General features: G+C 72.5%; 22 protein-coding genes. 11 read left to right on the forward strand and 11 right to left on the reverse strand.

Annotation, left to right across the window (positions count from 1 at the left end):
- Nucleotides 1–11 precede the first annotated feature (11 nt).
- Together QSK37_RS03680 and QSK37_RS03685 are read right to left on the reverse strand one after the other, a co-directional pair.
- A complete protein-coding gene (locus tag QSK37_RS03680) occupies nt 12–1,040 on the reverse strand; it encodes a hypothetical protein (protein WP_285617519.1) in 1,029 nt (342 codons plus the stop codon).
- Nucleotides 1,033–2,013: a DMT family transporter gene (locus QSK37_RS03685; RefSeq protein ID WP_285617520.1), complete on the reverse strand. Its 981-nt coding sequence runs from the start codon at nt 2,011–2,013 to the stop codon at nt 1,033–1,035. Before QSK37_RS03685 ends, QSK37_RS03680 begins: the two co-directional genes overlap by 8 nt.
- Between QSK37_RS03685 and QSK37_RS03690 the strand changes: the two genes are divergently transcribed.
- The 3 genes from QSK37_RS03690 to QSK37_RS03700 all read left to right on the forward strand — a co-directional run bounded on the left by QSK37_RS03690 (nt 2,012) and on the right by QSK37_RS03700 (nt 4,563).
- Nucleotides 2,012–3,409: an aminotransferase-like domain-containing protein gene (locus tag QSK37_RS03690; RefSeq protein ID WP_285617521.1), complete on the forward strand. Its 1,398-nt coding sequence runs from the start codon at nt 2,012–2,014 to the stop codon at nt 3,407–3,409. The two genes, QSK37_RS03685 and QSK37_RS03690, sit on opposite strands and share 2 nt — an antisense overlap.
- 63 nt (nt 3,410–3,472) lie before the next feature.
- Nucleotides 3,473–3,988 (forward strand): CGNR zinc finger domain-containing protein, encoded by a 516-nt coding sequence (locus tag QSK37_RS03695; protein ID WP_285617522.1) that lies wholly within the window; start codon nt 3,473–3,475, stop codon nt 3,986–3,988.
- A gap of 38 nt (nt 3,989–4,026) precedes the next feature.
- Nucleotides 4,027–4,563: a GNAT family N-acetyltransferase gene (locus QSK37_RS03700; RefSeq protein ID WP_285617523.1), complete on the forward strand. Its 537-nt coding sequence runs from the start codon at nt 4,027–4,029 to the stop codon at nt 4,561–4,563.
- Between the two features lie 141 nt (nt 4,564–4,704).
- On the opposite strand, the gene ung is transcribed toward QSK37_RS03700, so the two are convergent.
- Both ung and QSK37_RS03710 read right to left on the reverse strand, forming a co-directional pair.
- Entirely contained in the window at nt 4,705–5,397 is a 693-nt protein-coding gene (gene ung, locus QSK37_RS03705; RefSeq protein WP_285617544.1) for a uracil-DNA glycosylase, read from the reverse strand.
- A 36-nt stretch (nt 5,398–5,433) separates the two neighbouring features.
- On the reverse strand, nt 5,434–5,904 hold the full coding sequence (locus tag QSK37_RS03710; RefSeq protein ID WP_285617546.1) for a MarR family winged helix-turn-helix transcriptional regulator: 471 nt from the start codon (nt 5,902–5,904) through the stop codon (nt 5,434–5,436).
- A 139-nt stretch (nt 5,905–6,043) separates the two neighbouring features.
- Here QSK37_RS03710 and QSK37_RS03715 point away from each other — a divergent pair, with 139 nt between their 5' ends.
- The 6 genes from QSK37_RS03715 to modA all read left to right on the forward strand — a co-directional run bounded on the left by QSK37_RS03715 (nt 6,044) and on the right by modA (nt 11,880).
- Nucleotides 6,044–7,672: an MFS transporter gene (locus tag QSK37_RS03715; RefSeq protein WP_285617547.1), complete on the forward strand. Its 1,629-nt coding sequence runs from the start codon at nt 6,044–6,046 to the stop codon at nt 7,670–7,672.
- A 25-nt stretch (nt 7,673–7,697) separates the two neighbouring features.
- Nucleotides 7,698–8,564: a 1,4-dihydroxy-2-naphthoate polyprenyltransferase gene (locus QSK37_RS03720; protein ID WP_285617548.1), complete on the forward strand. Its 867-nt coding sequence runs from the start codon at nt 7,698–7,700 to the stop codon at nt 8,562–8,564.
- Between the two features lie 117 nt (nt 8,565–8,681).
- On the forward strand, nt 8,682–9,065 hold the full coding sequence (locus QSK37_RS03725; RefSeq protein WP_285580805.1) for a TOBE domain-containing protein: 384 nt from the start codon (nt 8,682–8,684) through the stop codon (nt 9,063–9,065).
- Between the two features lie 184 nt (nt 9,066–9,249).
- On the forward strand, nt 9,250–10,026 hold the full coding sequence (locus tag QSK37_RS03730; protein WP_285618871.1) for an ABC transporter permease: 777 nt from the start codon (nt 9,250–9,252) through the stop codon (nt 10,024–10,026).
- On the forward strand, nt 10,014–11,051 hold the full coding sequence (locus QSK37_RS03735; protein WP_432705520.1) for an ABC transporter ATP-binding protein: 1,038 nt from the start codon (nt 10,014–10,016) through the stop codon (nt 11,049–11,051). The genes QSK37_RS03730 and QSK37_RS03735 overlap by 13 nt, the downstream gene beginning before the upstream one ends.
- A 79-nt stretch (nt 11,052–11,130) precedes the next feature.
- The gene (gene modA, locus QSK37_RS03740) at nt 11,131–11,880 is read left to right on the forward strand and encodes a molybdate ABC transporter substrate-binding protein (protein WP_285617550.1); all 750 of its coding nucleotides are present in this window, start codon (nt 11,131–11,133) and stop codon (nt 11,878–11,880) included.
- A gap of 8 nt (nt 11,881–11,888) precedes the next feature.
- Here modA and QSK37_RS03745 read toward each other — a convergent pair whose 3' ends face one another.
- Nucleotides 11,889–12,383 carry a MarR family winged helix-turn-helix transcriptional regulator gene (locus tag QSK37_RS03745; RefSeq protein ID WP_285580811.1) on the reverse strand — a complete coding sequence of 165 codons (495 nt, stop codon included), beginning with the start codon at nt 12,381–12,383 and terminating at the stop codon, nt 11,889–11,891.
- A 35-nt stretch (nt 12,384–12,418) separates the two neighbouring features.
- Nucleotides 12,419–13,786 carry an MFS transporter gene (locus QSK37_RS03750; RefSeq protein ID WP_285617551.1) on the reverse strand — a complete coding sequence of 456 codons (1,368 nt, stop codon included), beginning with the start codon at nt 13,784–13,786 and terminating at the stop codon, nt 12,419–12,421.
- 743 nt (nt 13,787–14,529) lie between these two features.
- Between QSK37_RS03750 and QSK37_RS03755 the strand changes: the two genes are divergently transcribed.
- Together QSK37_RS03755 and QSK37_RS03760 are read left to right on the forward strand one after the other, a co-directional pair.
- Nucleotides 14,530–15,231 (forward strand): hypothetical protein, encoded by a 702-nt coding sequence (locus tag QSK37_RS03755; RefSeq protein WP_285617552.1) that lies wholly within the window; start codon nt 14,530–14,532, stop codon nt 15,229–15,231.
- Nucleotides 15,232–15,355: 124 nt separating this feature from the next.
- The gene (locus QSK37_RS03760; RefSeq protein WP_285617553.1) at nt 15,356–15,718 is read left to right on the forward strand and encodes a hypothetical protein; all 363 of its coding nucleotides are present in this window, start codon (nt 15,356–15,358) and stop codon (nt 15,716–15,718) included.
- A 295-nt stretch (nt 15,719–16,013) separates the two neighbouring features.
- Here QSK37_RS03760 and dapB read toward each other — a convergent pair whose 3' ends face one another.
- The 5 genes from dapB to QSK37_RS03785 all read right to left on the reverse strand — a co-directional run bounded on the left by dapB (nt 16,014) and on the right by QSK37_RS03785 (nt 22,251).
- On the reverse strand, nt 16,014–16,754 hold the full coding sequence (gene dapB / locus QSK37_RS03765) for a 4-hydroxy-tetrahydrodipicolinate reductase (protein ID WP_285618872.1): 741 nt from the start codon (nt 16,752–16,754) through the stop codon (nt 16,014–16,016).
- A gap of 153 nt (nt 16,755–16,907) precedes the next feature.
- Entirely contained in the window at nt 16,908–18,236 is a 1,329-nt protein-coding gene (locus QSK37_RS03770; protein WP_285617554.1) for a M16 family metallopeptidase, read from the reverse strand.
- A complete protein-coding gene (locus tag QSK37_RS03775; RefSeq protein ID WP_285617555.1) occupies nt 18,233–20,572 on the reverse strand; it encodes a polyribonucleotide nucleotidyltransferase in 2,340 nt (779 codons plus the stop codon). Before QSK37_RS03775 ends, QSK37_RS03770 begins: the two co-directional genes overlap by 4 nt.
- A gap of 225 nt (nt 20,573–20,797) precedes the next feature.
- The gene (gene rpsO, locus QSK37_RS03780) at nt 20,798–21,067 is read right to left on the reverse strand and encodes a 30S ribosomal protein S15 (RefSeq protein WP_285580821.1); all 270 of its coding nucleotides are present in this window, start codon (nt 21,065–21,067) and stop codon (nt 20,798–20,800) included.
- A gap of 215 nt (nt 21,068–21,282) precedes the next feature.
- On the reverse strand, nt 21,283–22,251 hold the full coding sequence (locus QSK37_RS03785; RefSeq protein ID WP_285580822.1) for a bifunctional riboflavin kinase/FAD synthetase: 969 nt from the start codon (nt 22,249–22,251) through the stop codon (nt 21,283–21,285).
- Nucleotides 22,252–22,260: the final 9 nt, after the last annotated feature.

A 22,260-nucleotide genomic window follows, 5' to 3' on the forward strand; every position in this document is an offset into this window, starting at 1 on the left:
CCGAGCGGGAGTCAGAAGACCGGGATGATGTCCTGCGGATCGATGTTCGAGACGTCGACGCCGCCGATGTCGAGTTCGGGAATGGCCGGGAAGGCGATCCCCCAGCGTTCGACGATGGCCCGGACGCGGGCCATCGCGACGCGCCAGTTCTCCGCCTGCTCTTCGAAGGACAGCACGCCGAGACCCGCGTCGCGGGCGTAGGACATCAGCACCCGGTGGTTGGGCAGGAAGTACGGCGGCAGGTCCCAGAAGCCCTCGGGCGGCTCCCACAGGATCATCGACAGGAAGACGAAGCCGGCCCGGAGCTGCTTGGTGATCAGGCCGCGGGTGTCGTCGGTCAGGCCCGGCCACTCGTTCTCCAGAATGGTCATGCAGATCTGCAGGTGACGTGACTCGTCGCGGCCGATGCGCTGGAACATCTCCCCGAAGACGGGGTGCCGGGTGCCCGAGGCCATCCCGCGGAACAGGGTGGAGGCGGCCATCTCCCCCATCATGAAGCTGGTGAACAGCACCGGGAGCGAGTAGCGGGTGACGGCGGTGGTGTAGCCGTTCCAGTAGCGCCCGCCGTTGTGGTACAGCCAGCCGATGTTGTTGTGCGCGGCCTTCTCCAGGTCCGTCTTGGGCTCCCAGTCGAGCGGCCCGCCGGGCCACAGCCTGGCGATCGTCCGCTGGCAGCACTCCTCGTGGTTCATCTCGTCGCGCGTGATCGAGAAGAAGCACTTGCGGACCGGGTCCTCCTCGTGCTTCTCGAACGCCTGGATCGTGGCGCGCGCGAAGACCGCCGGCCCGGACGCGTCGAAGTTGGCCAGCACCGAGAACCAGTACATGATCCCGAGCCGTTGCTCGACGGTGAAGTCCTCCGGCCGCAGCTCGTTCCAGGGCAGGTCGGCGGGGTTCCAGACGACGCGCTTGGACTTCTCGTAGATCGCCGCGAGCTTGTCGGTCTCGACGTGCCACTCCATCGGATAGATGTTCGGCTGCGGCACGTCGGGCGCGGGCCAGAAGCCGCCCTCGGGGATCGTCAGCTTCCTGTCATCCATCCGCCGCTCCTCGTCGCGAGACAGCCCCTGGTGCCACCGTACGTCGGCCCGTGGTCGACGCCGTCCTCTCCCGCGAGACCCGTGCGCGCTGGGCGAGCAGGACGCACACCAGCACGCCGGCCGCGGCCGTCACCGTGCTCATTCCCGCGTGCTCGCCGAGCAACAGCCACGACCAGACCAGAGTCAGGAGCGGCTGGGCCAGCTGCACCTGGCTCGCCCGGGCGACCCCGGCCCTGGCCAGGCCGGAGTACCAGGCGAAGAACCCCAGGAACATCGACACCGCCGCGAGGTAGGCCAGGCCCGCCACGGCCGGGGGGCTCCAGCGCGGCGGCTCGGCGGCGATCAGCACGGCCGTGACCGGCACGGTCACGGGCGCCGCGAGGATCAGCGCCCAGCTCACCACCGCGCCGCCGGGCATGGTCCGCGCGAGGCGCCCGCCCTCGGCGTACCCCAGCCCCGCGGTCACCAGCGCGCCGAACAGGAACAGGTCCGCGGCCGAGAGACGCCCCGGACCGTTCCGCAGCGTGAAGGCCACCACGCAGCCCGCGCCGGCCACGCTCGCGGTCCAGAAGAACCACGACGGCCGCTCCCCCACGCGTACGACGGCGAAGACGGCCGTGGTGACGGGCAGCAGCCCCACCACCACGGCGGCGTGCGAGGCGGAGGCGCCGTGGCCGAGCGCGAGGGTGGACAGCACCGGGAAGCCGAAGACGACGCCGACCGCGACCACCGCCAGCGCGACCCACTGCCGTCCGCGCGGGCGCGGCGCGCGCGTGAGGCGCAGCGCGACCACGGCCAGCACGGCCGCGATCGCGGCCCGCCCCAGGCCGATCGTGTACGGGCCGAAGCCGCGCAGCGCGAGGGCGGTGGCCGGCAGGGTGAAGGAGAAGGCCAGGACGCCGAGGGCCGCGGCGGCGAGCCCGCCGGAAGGCGCTATCGAGGGGGAGGCAGTAGCGCTATCGTCATCTTTCATGGAAGACGATAGCAGTATCGCCACGCTCGCCGCCGAGCTGCGCGGCGCCGTGGCGAGGCTGCGGCCCGGCGACCGCCTGCCCTCGAGCCGCGCGCTCATGGCCCGCCACCAGGTCAGCCCGGTCACGGTGTCGCGGGCGATCGGGCTGCTCAGCGCGGAGGGCTTGGTCGTGACCCGCCCCGGCAGCGGCACGTACGTGGCGGAGCGCGCCGTCCCCCGCGCCCCCGCGGACCTCTCCTACGGCTGGCAGGCCGTGACGCTCGCCGACCGCACGGTGGACGCGGCAGGCGTGCTGGGCCTGCTGTCGGCGCCCGCCGACGGAGTGATCGCACTGAGCGGCGGCTACCTCCCGCCGGAGCTCCAGCCCGGGCAGGCGCTGGCCACGGCCGCCGCGCGCGCGGTACGGCGGCCGGGGGCGTGGGAGCGCCCGCCGCTCTACGGGCTGCGGGGGCTGCGGGAGTGGTTCGCCCGCACCGCCGGCGGCGACGTGACGGCGGCCGACGTCACCGTCACCGGCGGCGGGCAGGCCGCCGTGACGCTCGCCCTGCGGGCGCTGCTGCCGCCCGGCGCGCCGCTGCTGGTCGAGTCGCCGACCTATCCGGGCGCGCTGGACGCGGCGCGGGCGGCGGGGCTGCGGCCCGTCCCCGTGCCGGTCGACCATGACGGCCTGCGCACGGAGCTGCTCGCCGACGCGTTCGCCGCCACCGGCGCGCGGGCCGTCTACTGCCAGCCGACCTTCCACAACCCGACCGGCGCCGTGCTCGCCCCGGAACGCCGGACGCGGGTGCTCGACGTGGCGCGCGCCGCGGGGGCGTTCGTGATCGAGGACGACTTCGCCCGCCACCTGGCGATCGATCCGCCGCCGCCGTCGCTGGTCTCCGCCGACCGCGAGGGCCGGGTCGTGCACATCTCCTCGCTGACGAAGGCGACCGCGCCGAGCGTACGGGTCGCCGCCGTGGTCGCCCGCGGCCCGGTGGCCGAGCGCATCCGGGCGACCCAGCTGGTCGACTCCTTCTTCGTCGCCCGGCCGCTCCAGGAGACCGCGCTCGAGCTCGTCGGGTCTCCCGCGTGGCCGCGCCACCTACGCGCCGTGAGCGAGGCGCTGCGGCGGCGGCGCGACGCGCTCGTGTCCGCGATGGCCGCGCACGGCCTGCGCCCGATCCTCGTGCCGCGCGGCGGCCTGCACGTGTGGACGGCGCTGCCGGCCGGCACGGACGACGTGGCGCTCGCCGAGGCCGCGCTCCGCGCGGGCGTGCTCGTCAGCGCGGGCCGCCGCTACTTCCCCGCCGAGCCGGCCGGGCCGCACGTACGGCTGAGTCACGGATCGCCCGGCGGCGAGGCCGAGTTCGCCCGTGGCGTGGCGATCCTGGCCGGCCTGCTCGCCGAGAACGGGTAGTCTCCGGCGACCGGTGACCGGCGTTCGCCGGTGTCGCCGGCCGTCGTCAGCGAGGAGGGGCGGATGAGCGGCCCGGAGCACGCGCTGCTGGTGCGCGACTTCGTCAACACCTACGACATGCAGTGCGACATCGAGGAGTTCGGCGCACCCTCCGACCTCAGCGGCTGGTTGGCCGAGCGCGGCCTGGTGGCGTCCGGCGCGTCCGCGAACGAGTCCGACCTGGGCCTGGCGGTCGCGCTGCGCGAGGGACTGCGGACGGCGATGATCGACCGGCCACGGCCGGAGCTGGAGGGCCTGCTCGCCGCCCTGCCGGTACGCGTGTCGCTCGACGGTCCCCGGCTGGTACCGCTCCATCGCGGGGTTCGCGGCGGACTCGCCCGGGTGGCGGCGGCGGTCATGGCGAGTGCGGCCGACGGCACGTGGGAACGCCTCAAGGCGTGCCGGGCGACGGGGTGCCGCTGGGCGTTCCTCGACACCTCCAAGAACCGCTCCCGCGCGTGGTGTTCGATGCGCATGTGCGGCAACCGCACCAAGACCCGCGCGTACCGCGAACGCCGGCGCCGGGACGCGGTGCCCTAGAGTGCCACTCGCCGTCAATCAGGGAACGGAAGCGGGCGTTGAGCGTAGTAGGGGTACGAGCGGCCTATCCGGGCGACGTCGAGGCCGTCGCGGACATCCAGGTGCGCGCCTGGCGCGAGGGCTACGGCGCGGTCATCCCGCCGGCGGCGCTGGCCGAGATGACCGGGCCGGAGGCGCTCGGCCTGTGGCGCGAGCGCTGGGCCGAGGCGGTCGCGGCGCCGCCCAGCCCCCGGCACCGGCTGCTCGTGGCCGTCGACGAGGGCGTCATCACGGGCTTCGCGGCGCACGCCCCGGCCGGCGACCCCGACCAGGACCCCGCGACGACCGGTGAGCTCCTGACGCTGCTGGTCGACCCGTCGCGGCGGCGGGCGGGCCACGGCAGCAGGCTGCTCGCCGCGACCGTGGACCATCTGCGCGACGACGGCTGCACGACGGCGGTCGCCTGGGTGTTCGCGGCCGACGACGTGCTGCGGGCCTTCCTCGTGTCGGCCGGCTGGGCGCCGGACGGCGCCCACAGCAAGGTCGACATGGGGGAACCCGTCGCGATGGTCCGCCTCCACACCGCCATCGCCTGATCCACGGGCTTGAACCCTCCGCTGCGCCGCGCGGGCGATGTGGCGGGACCACGGCTAAGAACTCGGGCGGAACCTGCCGTGGCCCGCGGGCCGGATGCGCGAACTGCTGAACCACCTCGAGCGGGCTCGGGAGTCCGGCGTCTAGAAGATCTTCTGGTCGAGGGTCCAGTCGATCTCCGGGCGGCCGGCGTCGGTCAGCGCCTTGTTGACGGCGCTGAACGGGCGCGTGCCGAGGAAGCCGCGAGGGTTCATCGGGCTGGGGTGGCCGGCCTCCAGGACGACGTGCCGGGGGTTGGTGACGAGGTCGCGCTTCTTGCGCGCGTACGCGCCCCAGAGCACGAACACGATGCGCTCGTCCGTCGCGTCCAGGGCCCGGATCACCGCGTCGGTGAACTCCTCCCAGCCCTTGCCCGCGTGCGAGCCCGCCTTGCCGGCGCGTACGGTCAGGACCGCGTTGAGCAGCAGCACGCCCCGCTCCGCCCACGGCGTCAGGTCGCCGCCGGCCGGCATCGGGACGCCGAGGTCGTCGCGCAACTCCTTGAAGACGTTGCGGAGCGACGGCGGCACGCGCACGCCCTCGCGGACGCTGAAGCTCAGCCCGTGGGCCTGCCCGGGGCCGTGGTAGGGGTCCTGGCCGAGGATCAGCACCCGTACGTCGTCCGGCGAGCACAGCCGGAACGCGTTGAACAGGTCGGGCAGCGCGGGGTAGACGACCTGTCCGTCGTACTCGGCGGCCACGAAGTCGCCGAGGCACCGCGTGGCCTCGGCGTCGAGCAACGGCTCGATCAGGTCACGCCACTTGTCCGGCAGGAACTCGAGGAGATCGAAGGGCATGTGCCGAAACTAACAGTGCCCACCGACAACGGACGCTCAGAACCGCGGATCGTCCGGGCCCGCGTCGTCCTCCTGCAGACGGGTCACGGTGTCGAGCAGGAACCGGCGTACGGCGGCCTCGTCGGCGGGCGCCAGATGGTCGAGCAGGGGCTCGATCTGACGGTCGGCCGCGTCCTGCACCTGCCGGAGGTGGCGGTGGCCGCTCTCGGTGAGCGCCAGGCGTACGAGCCGGCGGTCGGAGTCGTCGCGGCACCGCACGATCCAGCCGGAACGTGCCAGGTGCTCTACCGTGTGATTGAGGGTCGAGGGCGCCACGCCACAGCGACGGGCCAGCTCACGCTGGGTCAGCGCGTAGCCCTGTTCGAGGTAGGCCAGCACCGCCAGACCGTGCGGCGTCAGGCCGTGACTCCCCATGAAGCGCTGCCGGCGCAGGGCCACGACATGACCGGCCACCGCCAGCAGACGGGACAGCGACATGTGTTCGGGGTCGGCCTCGGAGGCGCGCACGGCGACATTGTCCGTGCTCAGCGCCCGCGTGGCCAGAGGGCGACCCGGATCAGGGGGATCGAGGGGCGGGGGTAGGTTGAAAGCGAACCGTTCGGCGGCGAACCATCGCCCACACTCAGGCAGGTCCACCCGAATCCCCATGACTGTCAGCACGGCTCCGGCCGCTCCCGCTCCCGCGATCGGCGCTCCGGGCCGTCGCCGGTGGCTGGGCATGGTGATCATCGGTCTCGGCGTCTCGCTGATCATCGTCGACGCCACGATCGTCAACGTCATGCTGCCCCGCGTGGTCGGTGACCTGCGGCTGACCACGGCGGACGCCGAATGGGTCACCTCGGTCTACTCCCTCGTGTTCGCGGCGCTGCTCATCCCGTTCGGGATGGCCGGCGACGTGTACGGGCGAAGGCGGATGTTCCTGCTGGGCACGGTGGTGTTCGTCCTGGCGAGCCTGCTGGCGGCCGCCGCGGGGAGCGGCGCCGCCCTCATCGGCGCCCGCGTGCTGCAGGGCGTCGGCGCGTCCATGATCCTGCCGGCCACGCTGTCCACGGTGACGGCGGTGTTCCACGGCCGCGACCGCGCCGTGGCGTTCGGGATCTGGGGCTCGCTCATCGGCGGCATGGCCGCCCTCGGGCCGCTGCTCGGCGGCTGGCTCGCGACCTCGTACGGCTGGCGGTGGGCGTTCGGGGTCAACCTGCCGATCGGCGCGGTCGTCATCGCCGGGGCCCTCATCCTGGTCCCCGAGACCCGCGACCGTACCGCCCGGCGCGGCGTCGACTGGACCGGCGGGCTGCTGACCGCGGCCGGGCTCGGGGCACTGGTGTTCGCGCTCATCGAGGGGCAGCGGTACGGCTGGTGGCGTCCGCTGCGGCCCTTCTCGGCCGGACCGGTCCACTGGGGCGCCGGGATCTCCCCGGTGCCGGTCGCCCTCGCGGCCGGAGCGGTCGCGCTGGGCGCGCTGTTCGCCGTCGAGCGGGCGCGTGCGGCGGCCGGACGCCCGGTCGTGCTGGACCTGACACTGTTCCGCATCCCGTCCTTTCGCCGCGGCAACGCCGCCGCCTCGCTGATCAGTGTCGGCGAGCTGGGGCTGATGTTCACGCTGCCGCTGTTCCTGCAGGACGTGCACGGCGATTCGCCGCTCCAGGTCAGCGTGGCGATCCTGCCGCTGGCTCTGGGCACGCTGGTCGTCGGCGGCTTCGCGGCGCGGCTGTCGCGGCGCGTGGGCGCCGCCCGGATGCTCCAGGCCGGCATGGCCCTGGAGACCGTCGCGGTGCTCCTCATCGGCCTCACGACGCACGCCGGCACCACCGGGTACGCGCTCGCGCCGTGGATGCTGCTCTACGGCGTCGGGCTGGGCCTGACCACCGCGCAGCTCACGAACATCGTCCTGCGCGACGTGCCGCCGGCCCACGCGGGCCTCGCCTCGGGCACGCAGTCGACCGCGCGGCAGGTCGGCTCGGCGCTGGGCATCGCCCTGATCGGCACCGTCTTCGCGACGAGCCTCAGCCACGTCATGACCGACCGGCTGCGCGACACCGGGGCGGGGGCGAGCCAGGGCGGGGTGTACGCCGCGCGGCTGCGCGACTCGGCCGGCACGTTCGCCCGTGACCTGCGGCACGGCGACCCGCGCGTCGCCCGCGCCGCCGACGAGAGCCTGGCGGCCGCGACCGACCGCGCCGCCTTCGTCACGGCCGGGCTGCTGGGCCTCGGCTTCGTGCTGACCCTGGGTCTGCGTCAACCGCCCGAGCCGGATCCGGCAGAATCTCCCGCATGATCTTCGACGCCGGACGCGTGCGGTAGTGGCCTCCCTCCCCCAGTGGGTCGCCGGAGCCCGGCCCCGTACCCTCCCCAACTCGATCGTTCCCGTGCTCGTCGGCACCGGACTCGCGATCGGCTTCGGCCACGCGATCTGGTGGCGTGCCGTGGTCGCGCTGCTCGTGTCGATGCTGCTGCAGATCGGCGTGAACTACGCCAACGACTACAGCGACGGCATCCGCGGCACCGATGAGGAACGCGTCGGGCCGATGCGCCTGGTCGGTTCCAAGGTCGCGCCGCCCCGCCAGGTCCTCGCGGCGGCGGCCGTCTGCTTCCTGCTCGCGGCGATCGCGGGCCTCGTGCTGGCGGCGGTCACCTCCTGGTGGCTGCTGCTGATCGGCGCGGCGGCGATCGCCGCGGGGTGGTTCTACACCGGGGGCTCACGGCCGTACGGCTACCGCGCGCTGGGCGAGATCTCGGTGTTCGTGTTCTTCGGGTTGGTCTCGGTCGTCGGCACCGCGTACGTGCAGCTCGAAGGCCTGCCGTGGGCGGTGTGGATCGCGTCGGTGCCGGTGGGGCTGCTGTCGTGCTCGATGCTGGTGGTGAACAACCTGCGCGACATCCCGACGGACCGGGAGGCGGGCAAGCGCACGCTCGCGGTCGTCCTCGGCGACGGGCGCACCCGCCTGCTGTACGCCGGGTGCGCGGTCGTGGCCCTGTGCTGCGTGCCGGTCGTCGCCGCGGCGCACCCGTGGGCGATGATCGGGCTGCTGTCGGCGCTGTGGGCGATCTCCCCGGTGCGGCGCGTCCTGCGCGGGGCGACGGGCCCGGAGCTCATCGCGGTGCTCGGCGAGACGGGACGGTTGCAGATCGTCTTCGGCGTTCTGTTCGCCGTCGGCCTCGCCGTCTGAGCTTCCTCAGGGTTTGCGTCTTTGTCGCATCTGCCAGCGTTCGCGGCCTCCGGTACCCGCATCGGCCTGGTGTTTCGTTGAAGATTCTCCGTTTCTGCGAGGGATATACTCGCGCGGGTGACGGTGTTCCGGATCAGTGAGGTCGCGTCTCTGCTCGATGTCAGCCCGGACACCGTCCGACGCTGGGTCGATTCGGGCCGGCTGGCGGCCGAGCGCGACGAACACGGCCATCGGATCGTTTCAGGGGCGGATCTGGCGGCTTTCGTCCGCTCGCCCGCCGAGGCCGAGACCTCCTTCTCCTCCGCACGCAACCGCATGCGCGGCATCGTCACCGACGTCGTACGCGACGGCGTGATGGCGAAGGTGGAGATCCAGGCGGGGCCCTACCGCGTCGTGTCCCTGATGAGCCGGGAGGCGGCGGACGATCTCGGCCTCGAACCGGGCGTCGTCGCGGTCGCCGTGGTGAAATCCACGAACGTCGTCGTGGAGCGCACCGAATGACCCCCGGCCCGCCTGCCCCGGCCGCGGAGGGTCGTCCACAGGGGCGGCAGAGCCTTCCGGGAGCGGGGGGCGGGGCTGGACAATGGAAGTGGGGTCGCCGCCCCCGGGCGGGCGGGGTCCGCACCACCGCGACCCGCACCACCGCGGCCCGCACCACACCGGCCCGCACCGCTGGGGCGCGGCTGTGAACCGCCGGGCGCCCTGGGTGCTCGTTCTGCCGGCGCTCGTCGCGCTCGTCTTTCTCGTGCTGCCCGTCGCCGGGTTGCTGGTGCGGGCGCCCTGGTCCACGCTCGGCACCCGGCTCGCCCAGCCCGAGATTCTCGACGCGCTCCGACTGTCGGTCGTCTGTGCCACGCTCGCGACGGTCTTCTGCCTCATTCTCGGGGTGCCGCTCGCGTGGGTGCTGGCCCGCGTGTCCTTTCCCGGTCACCGGCTCGTCCGTGCGCTGGTGACCGTGCCGCTCGTGCTGCCCCCGGTCGTCGGCGGCGTGGCGCTGCTGCTGGTCCTCGGCCGCAGCGGCCTCGTCGGCCAGTGGCTGTACCGCTGGTTCGGCGTGAGCCTGCCGTTCACCACCGCCGGGGTGGTCGTGGCCGAGGCGTTCGTCGCGCTGCCGTTCCTGGTGGTCAGTGTGGAGGGCGCGTTGCGCGCCGCCGACCTGCGGTACGAGGACGCGGCGGCGACGCTGGGCGCCTCCCGCTGGACGACGTTCCGCCGGGTCACGCTGCCGCTCATCGCACCGGGCATCGGAGCGGGGGCGGTGCTGTGCTGGGCCCGCGCGCTCGGTGAGTTCGGGGCCACGATCACCTTCGCCGGCAACTTTCCGGGCCGTACGCAGACCATGCCCCTCGCCGTGTACCTCGCGCTGGAGAACGACCCGCAGGCCGCGATCGTGCTCAGCCTCGTGCTCCTCGCGGTGTCCGTGGTGGTCCTCTCCGGACTGCGAGGCCGGTGGGTGTCGTGATCGACGCGCACCTGGTCGTACGGCGGCCGGCGTTCACCCTCGACATCGCGCTGGAGGCCGCCGAGGGCGAGGTCGTGGCGCTGCTGGGGCCGAACGGCGCGGGCAAGAGCACCGCGCTGCGCGCCCTCGCCGGGCTCCTGCCGCTGTCGGAGGGGCACATCCGCGTGCACGGCGAGGAGTGGCGTGACCGGCCGGCGGACCGGCGTCCGGTCGGCATGGTCTTCCAGGACTACCTGCTCTTCCCTCATCTCACCGCGCTCGACAACGTGGCGTTCGGGCCGCGCTGCCAGGGCGTGCGCAAGGGCGAGGCGCGTCGGCTCGCCTCCGAGTGGCTCTCGCGTGTCGGCCTCGCCGACCACGCCGGCCGCCGTCCGCGTACCCTCTCCGGCGGCCAGGCGCAGCGGGTCGCGCTCGCCCGTGCCCTCGCCGTACGGCCCCGGCTGCTCCTGCTGGACGAGCCGCTGTCCGCGCTCGACGTCGACACGCGGCGGGAGATCCGGGCCGGGCTGCGCCGCCACCTCGCGGAGTTCGACGGCGCGTCGCTTCTCGTCACCCACGACCCGCTCGACGCGATGGCGCTCGCCGACCGGCTCATCGTGGTCGAGGACGGCCGCGTCGTCCAGGAGGGCACGCCCGCGCACGTCGCGCGCCACCCCCGTACGGACTATGTCGCCCGCCTCGTCGGCCTGAACCTCTACCGCGGCGTCGCGGAGGGCCATGACGTGAAGCTGGAGCGGCTGGCCCTGTCGGCCGCCGAGTCGCTGGGCGGCGAGGTGTTCCTGGCGTTCCCGCCGTCGGCGGTGGCGCTGTTCCGCGTACGGCCGGAGGGCAGTCCTCGCAACCTGTGGGAGGCCACGGTCGGCGGGATCGAGCCGCACGGCGACCAGGTCCGCGTCCACCTCGAAGGCCCGCTGCCGGCCGCCGCCGACATCACCCCGGCCGCCCTGGCCGAGCTCGGCCTGGCGGAGGGCGAACCCGTGTGGGCCGCGGTCAAGGCGGCGGAAACTCACGCCTACCCCGCCTGACGGCCCCGCTGTCGGCCGAGGTTGCGACACTCGCCCCGCGGCGACGGCTCTTGTCCCACAACGCCCTAAGATCGCGGCCATGCCGTATTTCACGCGCCTCGCCTCCGTTGTCGCGGTGACCCTGGCTCTGGGCGGATGCGGCATCGCGTCCGGAGACACGCGGTTCACCCTGAAGGTGCTGGCCGCGTCGTCGCTCACCGACGCGTTCGGCGAGCTCGGCACCGCCTACCAGCAGGCGAACCGGCACGTGACACGCGTGCAGTTCGAGTTCAGCGGCTCGCAGGAGGCCGCCGGGGACATCGACGACGGCGAGCACGCGGACGTGCTGGCCACCGCCGACAGCGCCTCGATGGACATCGCCGACGGCAAGATCACCGACCGCCGCCCCTTCGCGTACGGGGCGATGACGATCGCGGTGGCGCCGGGCAATCCGCGGCACATACGCCAGTTGTCCGACCTCGCCGACCCCAGGCTGCGGGTGGTGCTGGGCGGCCCGATCGTCCCCGTGGGCCGCTACGCCGCGCAGGTCCTGGCGAAGGCGGGCGTCCAGGTACGGCCGTCGTCGGAGGAGGCCGACGCGCGGACCGTGCTGACGCGGGTCCGCACCGGGGCCGCCGACGCCGGCATCGTGTACGTGACGGACATGCGGTCGGCGGGCGTGTCGGCGAGCAGCGTGGCCATCCCGGCGCTCCAGAACGTCACGGCCACCTATTTCGCGGCCGCCGTCCGGCGCAGCGACCACGGCGACGCCGCCAAGGCGTTCGTGACCTGGCTGACCTCGTCCGCGGCGAGGACGATCCTGCGCAAGTACGGCTTCCTGACCGGCTGAGGCCCGGTTCAGGAGCGGGCGGCGCCGGGTTCGTCGGCGAGGGTGTCCACCGTCTCGGCCAGGATCCGCAGGCCGGGGAGGGCCTCGGCCAGGACGTTCTGGTGGTGGTCGTCCAGAGCGCCGAGGGCCGCCTGGAGGATCGCGGTGTTGGTCGCCTTCCAGTTCTCCACGGCCTGCCGTCCGGCGGGCGTCGGGCTCAGCGCGATGGCGCGGGCGTCGTCCGCCGCGTTCGTCCGTACGACGAGCCCGCGGGAGTGCAGCGCGTTGACCAGCGTGGTGACGGAGTTGGCGGCGAGCATGAGCCGGCGCGCGATCCGGCCGGGGCGGATGCCGGGCTCGTCGGCCACGCACGCCAGCACTTCGAGCTGGGCGACCGAGAGCGGATTGGCCGGGTCGGCGGCGCGGGCGGCGCGGCGCATGGCGCGACGGAGTCGCGCGACGGTGTCGGCGAGGAGGACGCCGGTGTCCTCCGACGTCCGACCCGCCCGGAGGTCGTGGGCCATGCGCCCATTGTCCCCCTAAACGGCAGGATTAGTATTCATGTCCGGGGTTCTCCCGGAGTACGGGCGACGAGGCCGGTGGCGGTCGCGACGACGGCGACGGCGGCCATCGCGGCGAAGGCCGGCCGGGCCCCCTCCCCCGTGCTGTGCAGGAAGAGGGTCACGACGGCGATGCCCAGCGCGGTACCGATGCCGCGGGTCATGTTCACCATGCCCCCGGCGGTCGCCGAGAGCCGGCGCGGGACGGCGGCCATCACCGCGGCGTTGTTCGCGGGGATGAACAGGCCCAGCCCGAGGCCGAGCAGGAACAGGCTCCAGCCGGAGACCCCCAGGCAGAGCAGGGCCGCCGCGACCGTCGAGAGGGAGCCGCCGAGCACGCACCGGCTCCGGTTGCCGAGACGTCGCGGCAGGAGGCGGTCGGCGGCGAGCGCGGCGAGGGCGAACCCGGCCGGCAGCGTGGTGAGCACGAGCCCCGCGTACGTCGCGCCCCGGCCCGCGAGGATCTGCGGCACCAGCGCCAGCGGCCCGAACAGTACGAGGTAGCCGCACATCGCCCCGGCCAGCCCGGCCGAGATGGCGGGAGTGCGCAACAGGGCGATGTCGACCAGCGGGCTCGCCGCGCGCCGCTCCCGTACGCCGAAGGCCGCCGTCGCCGCCGCCGCCACGACCGCGAGGGCCGCGATCGCCGCCCCGGACAGGCCGAGGCCAGAGGCACCGGAGATGGCCAGCAGCGCCGCGGTGCTCGCGGCGGCGATGAGGAGCAGCCCCGGCCAGTCGAACCGCGCGGCGTCGGCCCGCTCGCGCGTACGGGGCAGCAGGTACCGGCCGACGACCAGAGCGGCGCATCCGACCGGAACGTTCACCCAGAAGACCCATCGCCAGCCGGCCGAGCCGACCAGCAGCCCCCCGACGGTCGGCCCGAGCGCGAGCCCGAGGGCCTGCGCGGCGGCCTGCATGCCGAGCGCGGCGCGCATCCGGGCGCGGGGCACGCTCGTGACGACGAGCGCGACGCTGTTGGCCTGGAGCATGGCCGCACCCGCCGCCTGCAGGACGCGGAAGCCGATGAGCGCCCCGAGCGTCGGCGCGAGACCGCACGCCGCGGACGCCACGGTGAAGACGAGGAAGCCGTAGAGGTAGACGAGCTTGCGCCCGACCGCGTCCGCGAGCCGGCCGGCCCCGGCGAGCAGCCCGACGAGCGCGAGCAGGTAGGCGAGCGAGACCCACTGCGCGGCGGCCAGCGAGGCGCTGAAGTCACGCTGGAGCGCCGGGAAGGCGAGCGTGACGATGCTGGCGTCCAACTGCCCCATGAACGCGCCGACGCAGACGGACCCGACCGCGAACCAGGGGGCGTAGGGGTGTTCCCGCACCGCTCGCGGGCGTGCCGGTTCAACGAGCAACCGCGTCATCAATCCAGGTCTCCACGCTCGGCATCGTAGATAGTTCTGTTAGAGAAGTATAAATGTCGGGGTTTGTCCGCTGAAGCGGTGGCCCCCGCCACGGGCCGGCGGCGTCTTGCCGGTCGGCCTCGTGGGCCCGGGCGAGCCGGTGCGCCCGCCTCGGTCAGCGGCCGGCGCGGCGAGGGTGAGTCGATACGGCCACGGTCCGCGAAACGCGCGTCAGGGGTGTCGGCGGCGGAGCAGCGGGACGGCCGACCACCCCGCCATTCGCGTCCGCCCTCGACCCGGCAGCCGGTCGCCCTCATCCCACCCGCCGCACGCCACCCCTGCCCCGGCGGCGGTCCCCTACGTGCGGCCGAGATGTGTGCGCACCATCGGACACCTCCACTTTGGCGGCGGCCCCTGTGGGTACCGAGACGTCTTCGCCACGGGTATCCCGCCCCCTGCCGCAGTCCCCACCGAGTGGCCGAGACCGGCTCGGCGGCGGAGGAACAGGGCAGTCGATCGGCCTTGCGAGCGCCCGCACTCGAACTGGCCGCCGGATGCCTCCGATGCCGCCCTCAGCCTGGCCACCGCACGCCGCCCCTGCTCCCGGTGGCGGCTCATGTGGGTGGTCGGGACGTGTTCGTGGCGTGACGGCGGGTCGCAGTGCGTGGAAGTCCTCCGGAGCGGGACAATGCTCACCGCAGCGACACTTCCCCCCTTACGGAGTGCACCCTTTGGGCCTCGCCGACCTTGAAAACGTCGACCTCGTGACGGGAGAGCCCGACGGCGACCAGGGCCTTTGGATCCTGTCGGAGGACTGGACGCCCGAGCGCGAAGCGCTCGACCACGTACAGCTCCTGATCAAGCTGGCCCACGTCCGCGCGTACGCGGAGCGGCTCGACGGGCAGGGGCATCGGTGGACGATCCTGTTGCACAGCGGTGGAGAGCCGCCGTCGAGTGTGCTGCGGTTCCTGCGCGAACGCGACATCGCGGCGATGACCGTCGGGCCGTCCGGGCCGCGTCCGGCGGCGGGGCGTCCGGCGCGTTTTCCGAACCTGCACGACGGTTCGCCGGACCTCGACTCCCTGCAGGCCGCGAACGCCGCGAGCTTCGCCGCCGAGCACGGACTCGACGGGTCGCTCGACTCTCTCGTGCTGCTCGACGACGCCCTGGAGGAACGCCGGCGCCTGCACGGGCTACTCCCCGGCGACGTGGACCCGGACTTCTCCGACGGCGACCTGATCGTCCTGGCCGGAGCATACGCGGGCGAAGTGCTCCGCCACCACACCCGCGAGGCGATGTGGTGGCTCGGGCCGCCCGGCCGGTCCGGTCCGCTGCACATGCGGGCCGGTCTCGGCCTGGGGTCGCGGGTCGACACGCTCGGGCGGGTGCGGCGTTACCTGCGGTACGGCTCCGACGACTCGGTGCACGCCCTGGTGGCGGACCTGGCCGCCCGCCTCGGCCACTGATTCTCGAATACTGATTGCGATCACTCAATCGCTCTCCGTATCGTTTGAGGGTACCTAAACCCCGACCGATACCGGGAGTCGAACTATGCTCGCGTCACCCTCACTCGAGGAGCGTGTCTCGACCGTGGAGGACACCGTCAAGGACATCGTCACGTCGCTTCCGCTTCCGGACTCCACGGCCAGAAGGCTCCAGGCCGACGTGATCCTCCTCCGCCAGGAGACCGCGTCACTCCGGCGGGACGTCGTCGATCTCGCCGTGGACACGCACGAGATCCGGGAGACCCTGAAGGAGCAGGGCACCACCCTCAAACGGCACGACACGATGCTCACCGAGCAGAGCCGGACACTCAAAGAGCACAGCCGGACGCTCAGGGAGCACACCAAGGACCTCACCGAGATCAAGTCCACGCTGCGAGACCACGGCGACGTCCTGAAGGACCTGGCCACCACGCTGAAGGTCGTCGTCACCAAACTCGACGAGCGCTAGCCGACGGCCGCAGCGCTGCCGTGGGTCGCGTGTGCGTCGCGACGGCCCGGTCGGCTCGTGAATCGCGCCGCCCGACCCGGCGTACGGCCAGCCGCCGGCGTGGTGCATCGCGCCGCACGCCGGCGGGCCGCGCGGGCGGGGCAGCGAGGCGAGCAGTGTGCGCCCGTGCTGCTTCGGTCTCGAACCGGAGCAGCACAGGCCGGCGGGCGCCCCTGGGCCGAGCCCACCGGCACGAGGATCGGCGGGAGCGGGCAGGCTCGGCTCTGGCGAGGTTGAGCGGGCAGGCTCGGCTCGGTCAGCCGAGGCCGAGCAGGGACTCCAGGCCGACGGTGAGGCCCGGAAGTTCGGCGACGCGGCGGACGCCCAGGAGCACTCCCGGGCTGAACGACTCGCGGCTCAGCGAGTCGTGGCGGATCGTCAGGGTCTCGCCGTGGCCGCCGAGCAGCACCTCCTGGTGGGCGATCAGGCCGGCGAGGCGTACGGCGTGCACGCGGACGCCGCCCACGTCGGCGCCGCGGGCCCCGTCGAGGGCGGTCGTGGTCGCGTCCGGCGAACGGCCGACGCCGGCCTTCTCACGCGCGGCGTTGGCGAGTTCGGCGGTACGGCGGGCGGTGCCGCTGGGCGCGTCGGCCTTGTTCGGGTGGTGCAGCTCGACGATCTCCACCGAGTCGAAGAACGGGGCGGCCTTCTGGGCGAAGTGCATCATGAGCACCGCGCCGACGGCGAAGTTCGGGGCGATCAGCGAGTTGACACCCGGGTGGGAGGCGAGCCAGCCACGGACGGTCTCGAACCTGCCCTCGTCGAACCCGGTCGTCCCCACGACCGTGTGCACGCCGTGTTCGATGCACCAGTGGAGGTTGTCCATGACCGCGTCGGGATGCGTGAAGTCGATGGCGACCTCCGCGGCCGCGAGCGGATCCCGCCCGTCGCCGACGTCCACCGCGGCCACGAGTTCCAGATCCTCCGCCGCCTCAACCGCCCGGCACAGCTCGGCGCCCACGCGCCCGCGCGCACCCAGCACCCCGACCTTGATCATCTGTTCCCTCTCGCTCGTCCTCACGCAGCGCCGAGCCTATCGCCCGCGGCGGCGTCCCCGCCGACCCCGGAAACGGCGATGGCACCTCCGCCGACGGAGGTGCCATCCCGTTGAAAAACCCCGCCCACGGCATGCACCGCGAAGCGAGACGGCTCACAGCGTGAAGTCGCGGCCTCCGAACGGACCGATGACGGTCAACGTCATCGGACGGCCGAGGACCTCCGCGCCGATCGCACGGACGTCATCGAGCGTCACCGCCTCGATCCGGCCCAGGATGTCGTCGACCGACAGCAGGCTGTCGTACACGAGCTCGCTCTTGCCGATGCGGCTCATCCGCGACCCGGTGTCCTCCAGGCCGAGGACGAAGGAGCCGCGCAGCTGTCCCTTGCCGCGCTCCAGCTCATCCTCGGTGATGCCCTCGGCGGCCACCTTGGCGACCTCGTCGCGGCAGATGGACAGGACCTCGTCCACCTTGGCCGGGAGGCAGCCCGCGTACACGCCGAACGTGCCCGTGTCCGCGTACTGGGAGTTGTAGCTGTACACGGAGTACGCCAGCCCGCGCTTCTCCCGGATCTCCTGGAACAGACGCGACGACATCCCGCCGCCCAGGGCCGCGTTGAGCACGCCAAGGGCGAAGCGGCGCTCGTCCGTGCGGGTGATGCCGACCGTGCCGAGGATCAGGTTGGCCTGCTCGGTCGGCCGGTCGATCGAGTGGACTCCGGGGTTGGACGCGGCGCCCGGTCCTTCGGTGCGCGGCGGGCTCGGCATCCGGCCGGCGTCGCCGAGGTTGGCCGCGAACGCCTCCGACACCAGGCGGACGACCTCGTCGTGGTCGAGGTTGCCGGCAGCGGCGACGACGAGGTTCGGCGCGACGTAGCGCCCCTTGTAGTACGCGGAGATGCGTTCCTGCGGCAGGCCGCTGATCGACTCGACCGTGCCGAGGATCGGACGGCCGAGCGGCACGTCGCCGAACAACGCCGCGGCGAACTCATCGTGCACCGCGTCGGTCGGGTCGTCGTCGTGCATGGCGATCTCTTCGAGGATCACCCCGCGTTCGGCCTCGACGTCCTGGTCCTCGATCAGCGACGAGGTGACCATGTCGGAGACGACGTCGATGGCGAGCGGCAGGTCGGAGTCGAGCACCCGCGCGTAGTAGCAGGTGTACTCCTTGGCGGTGAAGGCGTTCATCTCACCGCCCACCGCGTCCATCAGCGACGACATCTCCAGCGCGCTGCGCTTCGGCGTGCCCTTGAACAGCAGGTGCTCCAGGAAGTGCGAAGCGCCGGCCTCCTCGGGCGTCTCGTCGCGTGACCCGACGCCCGCCCAGATGCCGAAGGCGACCGAGCGCACGGTCGGCATCGTCTCGGTGACGATGCGCAGACCGCCCGGCAGGACGGTGCGCCGCACCACCCCGGCACCATCGGTGCCGGGGTGGACGGTGTGGGTCGAGCCGGGCTCCTGCTCGCGTGCGGTGATCGTCATGAGTTGCGGTCGGAGTCGCCACCGCGGTTGCCGCCGCCGCTGCGGGTGCGGCGGCGGCGCGGACGCTCGCCGTCGCTGCGGCTCTCGCGCCGCTCGCCCGACTGGCCGTCGTCCGAGGGCGCGGTCTCCGCGACGTCCGAGCCGCCCTCGGCGGCGGCCTCCGCCTCACGCTCGACCACCTCGACCGGCACCAGCGACAGCTTGCCGCGGGAGTCGATCTCGGTGACCTCGACCTGGACCTTCTCGCCGACCTTGATGACGTCGTCGATGTTCTCGATCCGGGCGCCGCCGTGCAGCTTGCGGATCTGAGAGATGTGCAGCAGCCCGTCCTTGCCGGGCAGCAGCGACACGAACGCGCCGAACGTCGTGGTCTTGACGACCGTGCCGAGGTAGCGCTCGCCGACCTCCGGCATGTGCGGGTTGGCGATCGAGTTGATCGCCTGCCGCGCGGCCTCCGCGGACGGGCCGTCGGTGGCGCCGACGTAGATCGTGCCGTCGTCCTCGATGGTGATCTCGGCGCCCGTGTCGTCCTGGATGGAGTTGATCATCTTGCCCTTGGGGCCGATGACCTCGCCGATCTTGTCGACCGGGACCTTGATCGTGATGATGCGCGGAGCGTTCGGGCTCATCTCGCCCGGAGCCTCGATGGCCTCCTGCATCACGTCGAGGATGGCCAGCCGGGCACCCTTGGCCTGCTTGAGCGCGCCCGCCAGGACGCTCGCCGGGATGCCGTCGAGCTTGGTGTCGAGCTGGAGCGCCGTGATCAGGTCACGGGTGCCGGCGACCTTGAAGTCCATGTCGCCGAAGGCGTCTTCGGCGCCGAGGATGTCGGTCAGCGTGACGTACTCGTCGCCCTCGTTGATGAGGCCCATGGCGATGCCGGCCACCATCTGCTTGAGCGGCACACCCGCGGACAGCAGCGACATCGTGCTGGCGCAGACCGAGCCCATCGAGGTGGAGCCGTTGGAGCCGACGGCCTCCGACACCTGCCGGATGGCGTACGGGAACTCCTCGCGCGTCGGCAGCACCGGGATCAGCGCCCGCTCGGCGAGCGCGCCGTGGCCGATCTCGCGGCGCTTCGGCGAGCCGACGCGGCCGGTCTCACCGGTGGAGTACGGCGGGAAGTTGTAGTTGTGCATGTAGCGCTTGGTGCGCTCGGGGTTGAGCGTGTCGATCATCTGCTCCATGCGGAGCATATTCAGCGTCGTCACGCCCAGGATCTGGGTCTCGCCGCGCTCGAACAGCGCGGAACCGTGCACCCGCGGCACCACACCGACCTCGGCGGTGAGCTGGCGGATGTCCTTGACCCCGCGGCCGTCGATGCGGATCTTCTCGGCGATGACCCGCTCGCGCACGAGCTTCTTGGTCAGCGCGCGGAACGCGGCGCCGATCTCCTTCTCGCGCTCTTCGAAGTCGGGGCCGACCTTCTCGGCGGCGAGCGCCTTGACCCGGTCGAGCTCGCTCTCGCGCTCCTGCTTGCCGGCGATGGTCAGCGCCTGCGCGAGCTCGGAGCGTACGGCGGCCTCGACCGCGGCGAACACGTCGTCCTGGTAGTCCAGGAAGATCGGGTAGTCGGCCGTCTCCTTGGCCGCCTGGGCGGCGAGCTGGCTCTGCGCCTGGCAGAGCACCTTGATGAACGGCTTGGCGGCATCGAGGCCCTCGGCCACGGCCTCCTCGGTCGGGGCGGCGGCGCCGTCGGCGACGAGGTTCAGCGTGCGCGGCGTCGACTCGGCCTCGACCATCATGATCGCGACGTCGCCGTCCTCGAGCACCCGGCCGGCCACGACCATGTCGAAGGTCGCGCGCTCCAGCTCGGTGTGCGTCGGGAAGCCGACCCACTGGCCCTCGATCAGGGCGACGCGCACGCCGCCGATCGGGCCGGAGAACGGCAGACCCGCGAGCTGCGTGGACATCGACGCGGCGTTGATGGCGACGACGTCGTACAGGTGCTCGGGGTTGAGGGCCAGGATCGTCTCGACGACCTGGATCTCGTTGCGCAGGCCCTTCTTGAACGACGGGCGCAGCGGCCGGTCGATCAGCCGGCAGGTGAGGATGGCGTCCTCGCTCGGCCGGCCCTCACGGCGGAAGAACGAGCCGGGGATGCGCCCGGCGGCGTACATCCGCTCCTCGACGTCGACCGTGAGCGGGAAGAAGTCGAGGTTGTCCTTCGGCTTCTTTGACGCGGTGGTGGCGGACAGGACCATGGTGTCGTCGTCGAGGTAGACGACGGCGGACCCGGCCGCCTGGCGGGCGAGCCGCCCGGTTTCGAATCGGACCGTGCGTTGGCCGAAAGCGCCGTTGTCGATAACGGCTTCGGCGATCTTCACACCTTCCACGATGTGAACCCTCCTTGGGAATCGGTGGAGGCCCGCATCCGGTTCCCCGGTGGTGCAACGCTCTGTGGAGAGGTGCCGGTCTTCGATCGAAGCCGTCGGACCCGCCCGGGTTCCGATGGCCACTACCGAGGACCGGCCCCCGACGCACGCGGGGCGGCGGTCGCGGGCTCATTCAGTTGTACGAATACGAAGAGAGGGAGCGGCGGAGGCCGCTCCCTCTGACCGCTATCGGCGCAGGCCGAGCCGCTCAATCAGCTGACGGTAGCGGTTGATGTCCTTCTTCTGCAGGTACTGCAGGAGGCGACGACGCCGGCCGACCATCAGCAGCAGACCACGACGGGAGTGGTGGTCGTGCTTGTGGGTCTTGAGGTGCTCGGTGAGCTCATTGATGCGCTTGGTGAGAACGGCCACCTGGACCTCGGGCGAACCGGTGTCGCCTTCGGACGTGGCGTACTCTTCCATGATCTTCTTTTTGGCGGCGGTGTCGAGCGACACGGCTCTCCTTCTCTGGCGGGTACGCCGATATCAAGTCGAAACACTCGGAAACCATGCGTACCCACAGTCATCCGAGTGGATGGGCGATCACGCCCCGCGCGGGCAGCCGACTACTGCCGGTCACTTCCCAGCGGCAAATCACGGTACCACGGGAAACCTGGCACCCCGTTAACGATTGAACACCCAGTCATGGCGGAGTGTTCCCGCGAACCGCCTCAGTCGCGGGTCAGGTCGCGCGCCTGGTCGACGTCGCGGCGCATCTGGTCGATCAGCGCCCCGACCGAGTCGAACTTGAGGGTGTCGCGCAGCCGCGCGGTGAAGTCGACGCCGACGTGCGCGCCGTACAGGTCGAGATCGTCGCGGTCGAGGGCGTACGCCTCGACGGTGCGCTCGCCGCCCTCGAACGTCGGGTTGACGCCGATGGAGATCGCGGCCGGCCAGCGGGCGTCCGGATGTCCCGCGGACCGGTCGCCCTGCAGCTCGGCGTAGCCGGGGCAGTGGAGATATCCGGCGTAGACCCCGTCGCGCGGGATGGCGGTGTGCGGCAGGCTCTCCAGGTTGGCGGTGGGAAAGCCGAGGTCACGGCCGCGCTGCGCCCCGCGTACGACGACACCCTCGACCCGGTGGGGCCGCCCCAGCAGCCGCGTGGCGCCCTCCACGTCGCCCTCGGCGAGCTGTTCGCGGACCAGGGTCGAGGAGATCGGCCGGCCGTCCGCGACGAGCGGCACGCCCTCGGCCTCGAAGTCGTACTTGCCGCCCAGCTCCTGGAGCAGCGCGACGTCGCCCTTGGCCTTGTGCCCGAACCGGAAGTCCTCCCCCACCACGACGCGGACGGCGTGCAGCCGGTCGACCAGGACCGACTGGATGAACTCGTCCGGCCCCATGCGGGACAGCTCGAGCGTGAAGGGCAGCACCATCACCGCGTCCGCGCCCAGCTCGCCGAGGAGCTCGGCGCGCCGCTTCGGCGTGCACAGCAGCGGCGGATACGTCCCCGGCCGTACGACCTCGTCGGGATGCGGGTCGAAGGTGATCACCACGGCGGGCGCATCGAGCTCGCGGGCGAGCTCCGCGGTGCGGTCGACGAGCCGCTGATGCCCGCGGTGCACACCGTCGAAAACGCCGATGGTGACGATCGACCTGCCCCAGTCTGCGGGCACGTCGTCGAGGCCATGCCAACGTCGCACTGTCCACCC

The organism is Actinoallomurus iriomotensis, assembly GCF_030269445.1.
Lineage (GTDB): Bacteria > Actinomycetota > Actinomycetes > Streptosporangiales > Streptosporangiaceae > Actinoallomurus > Actinoallomurus iriomotensis.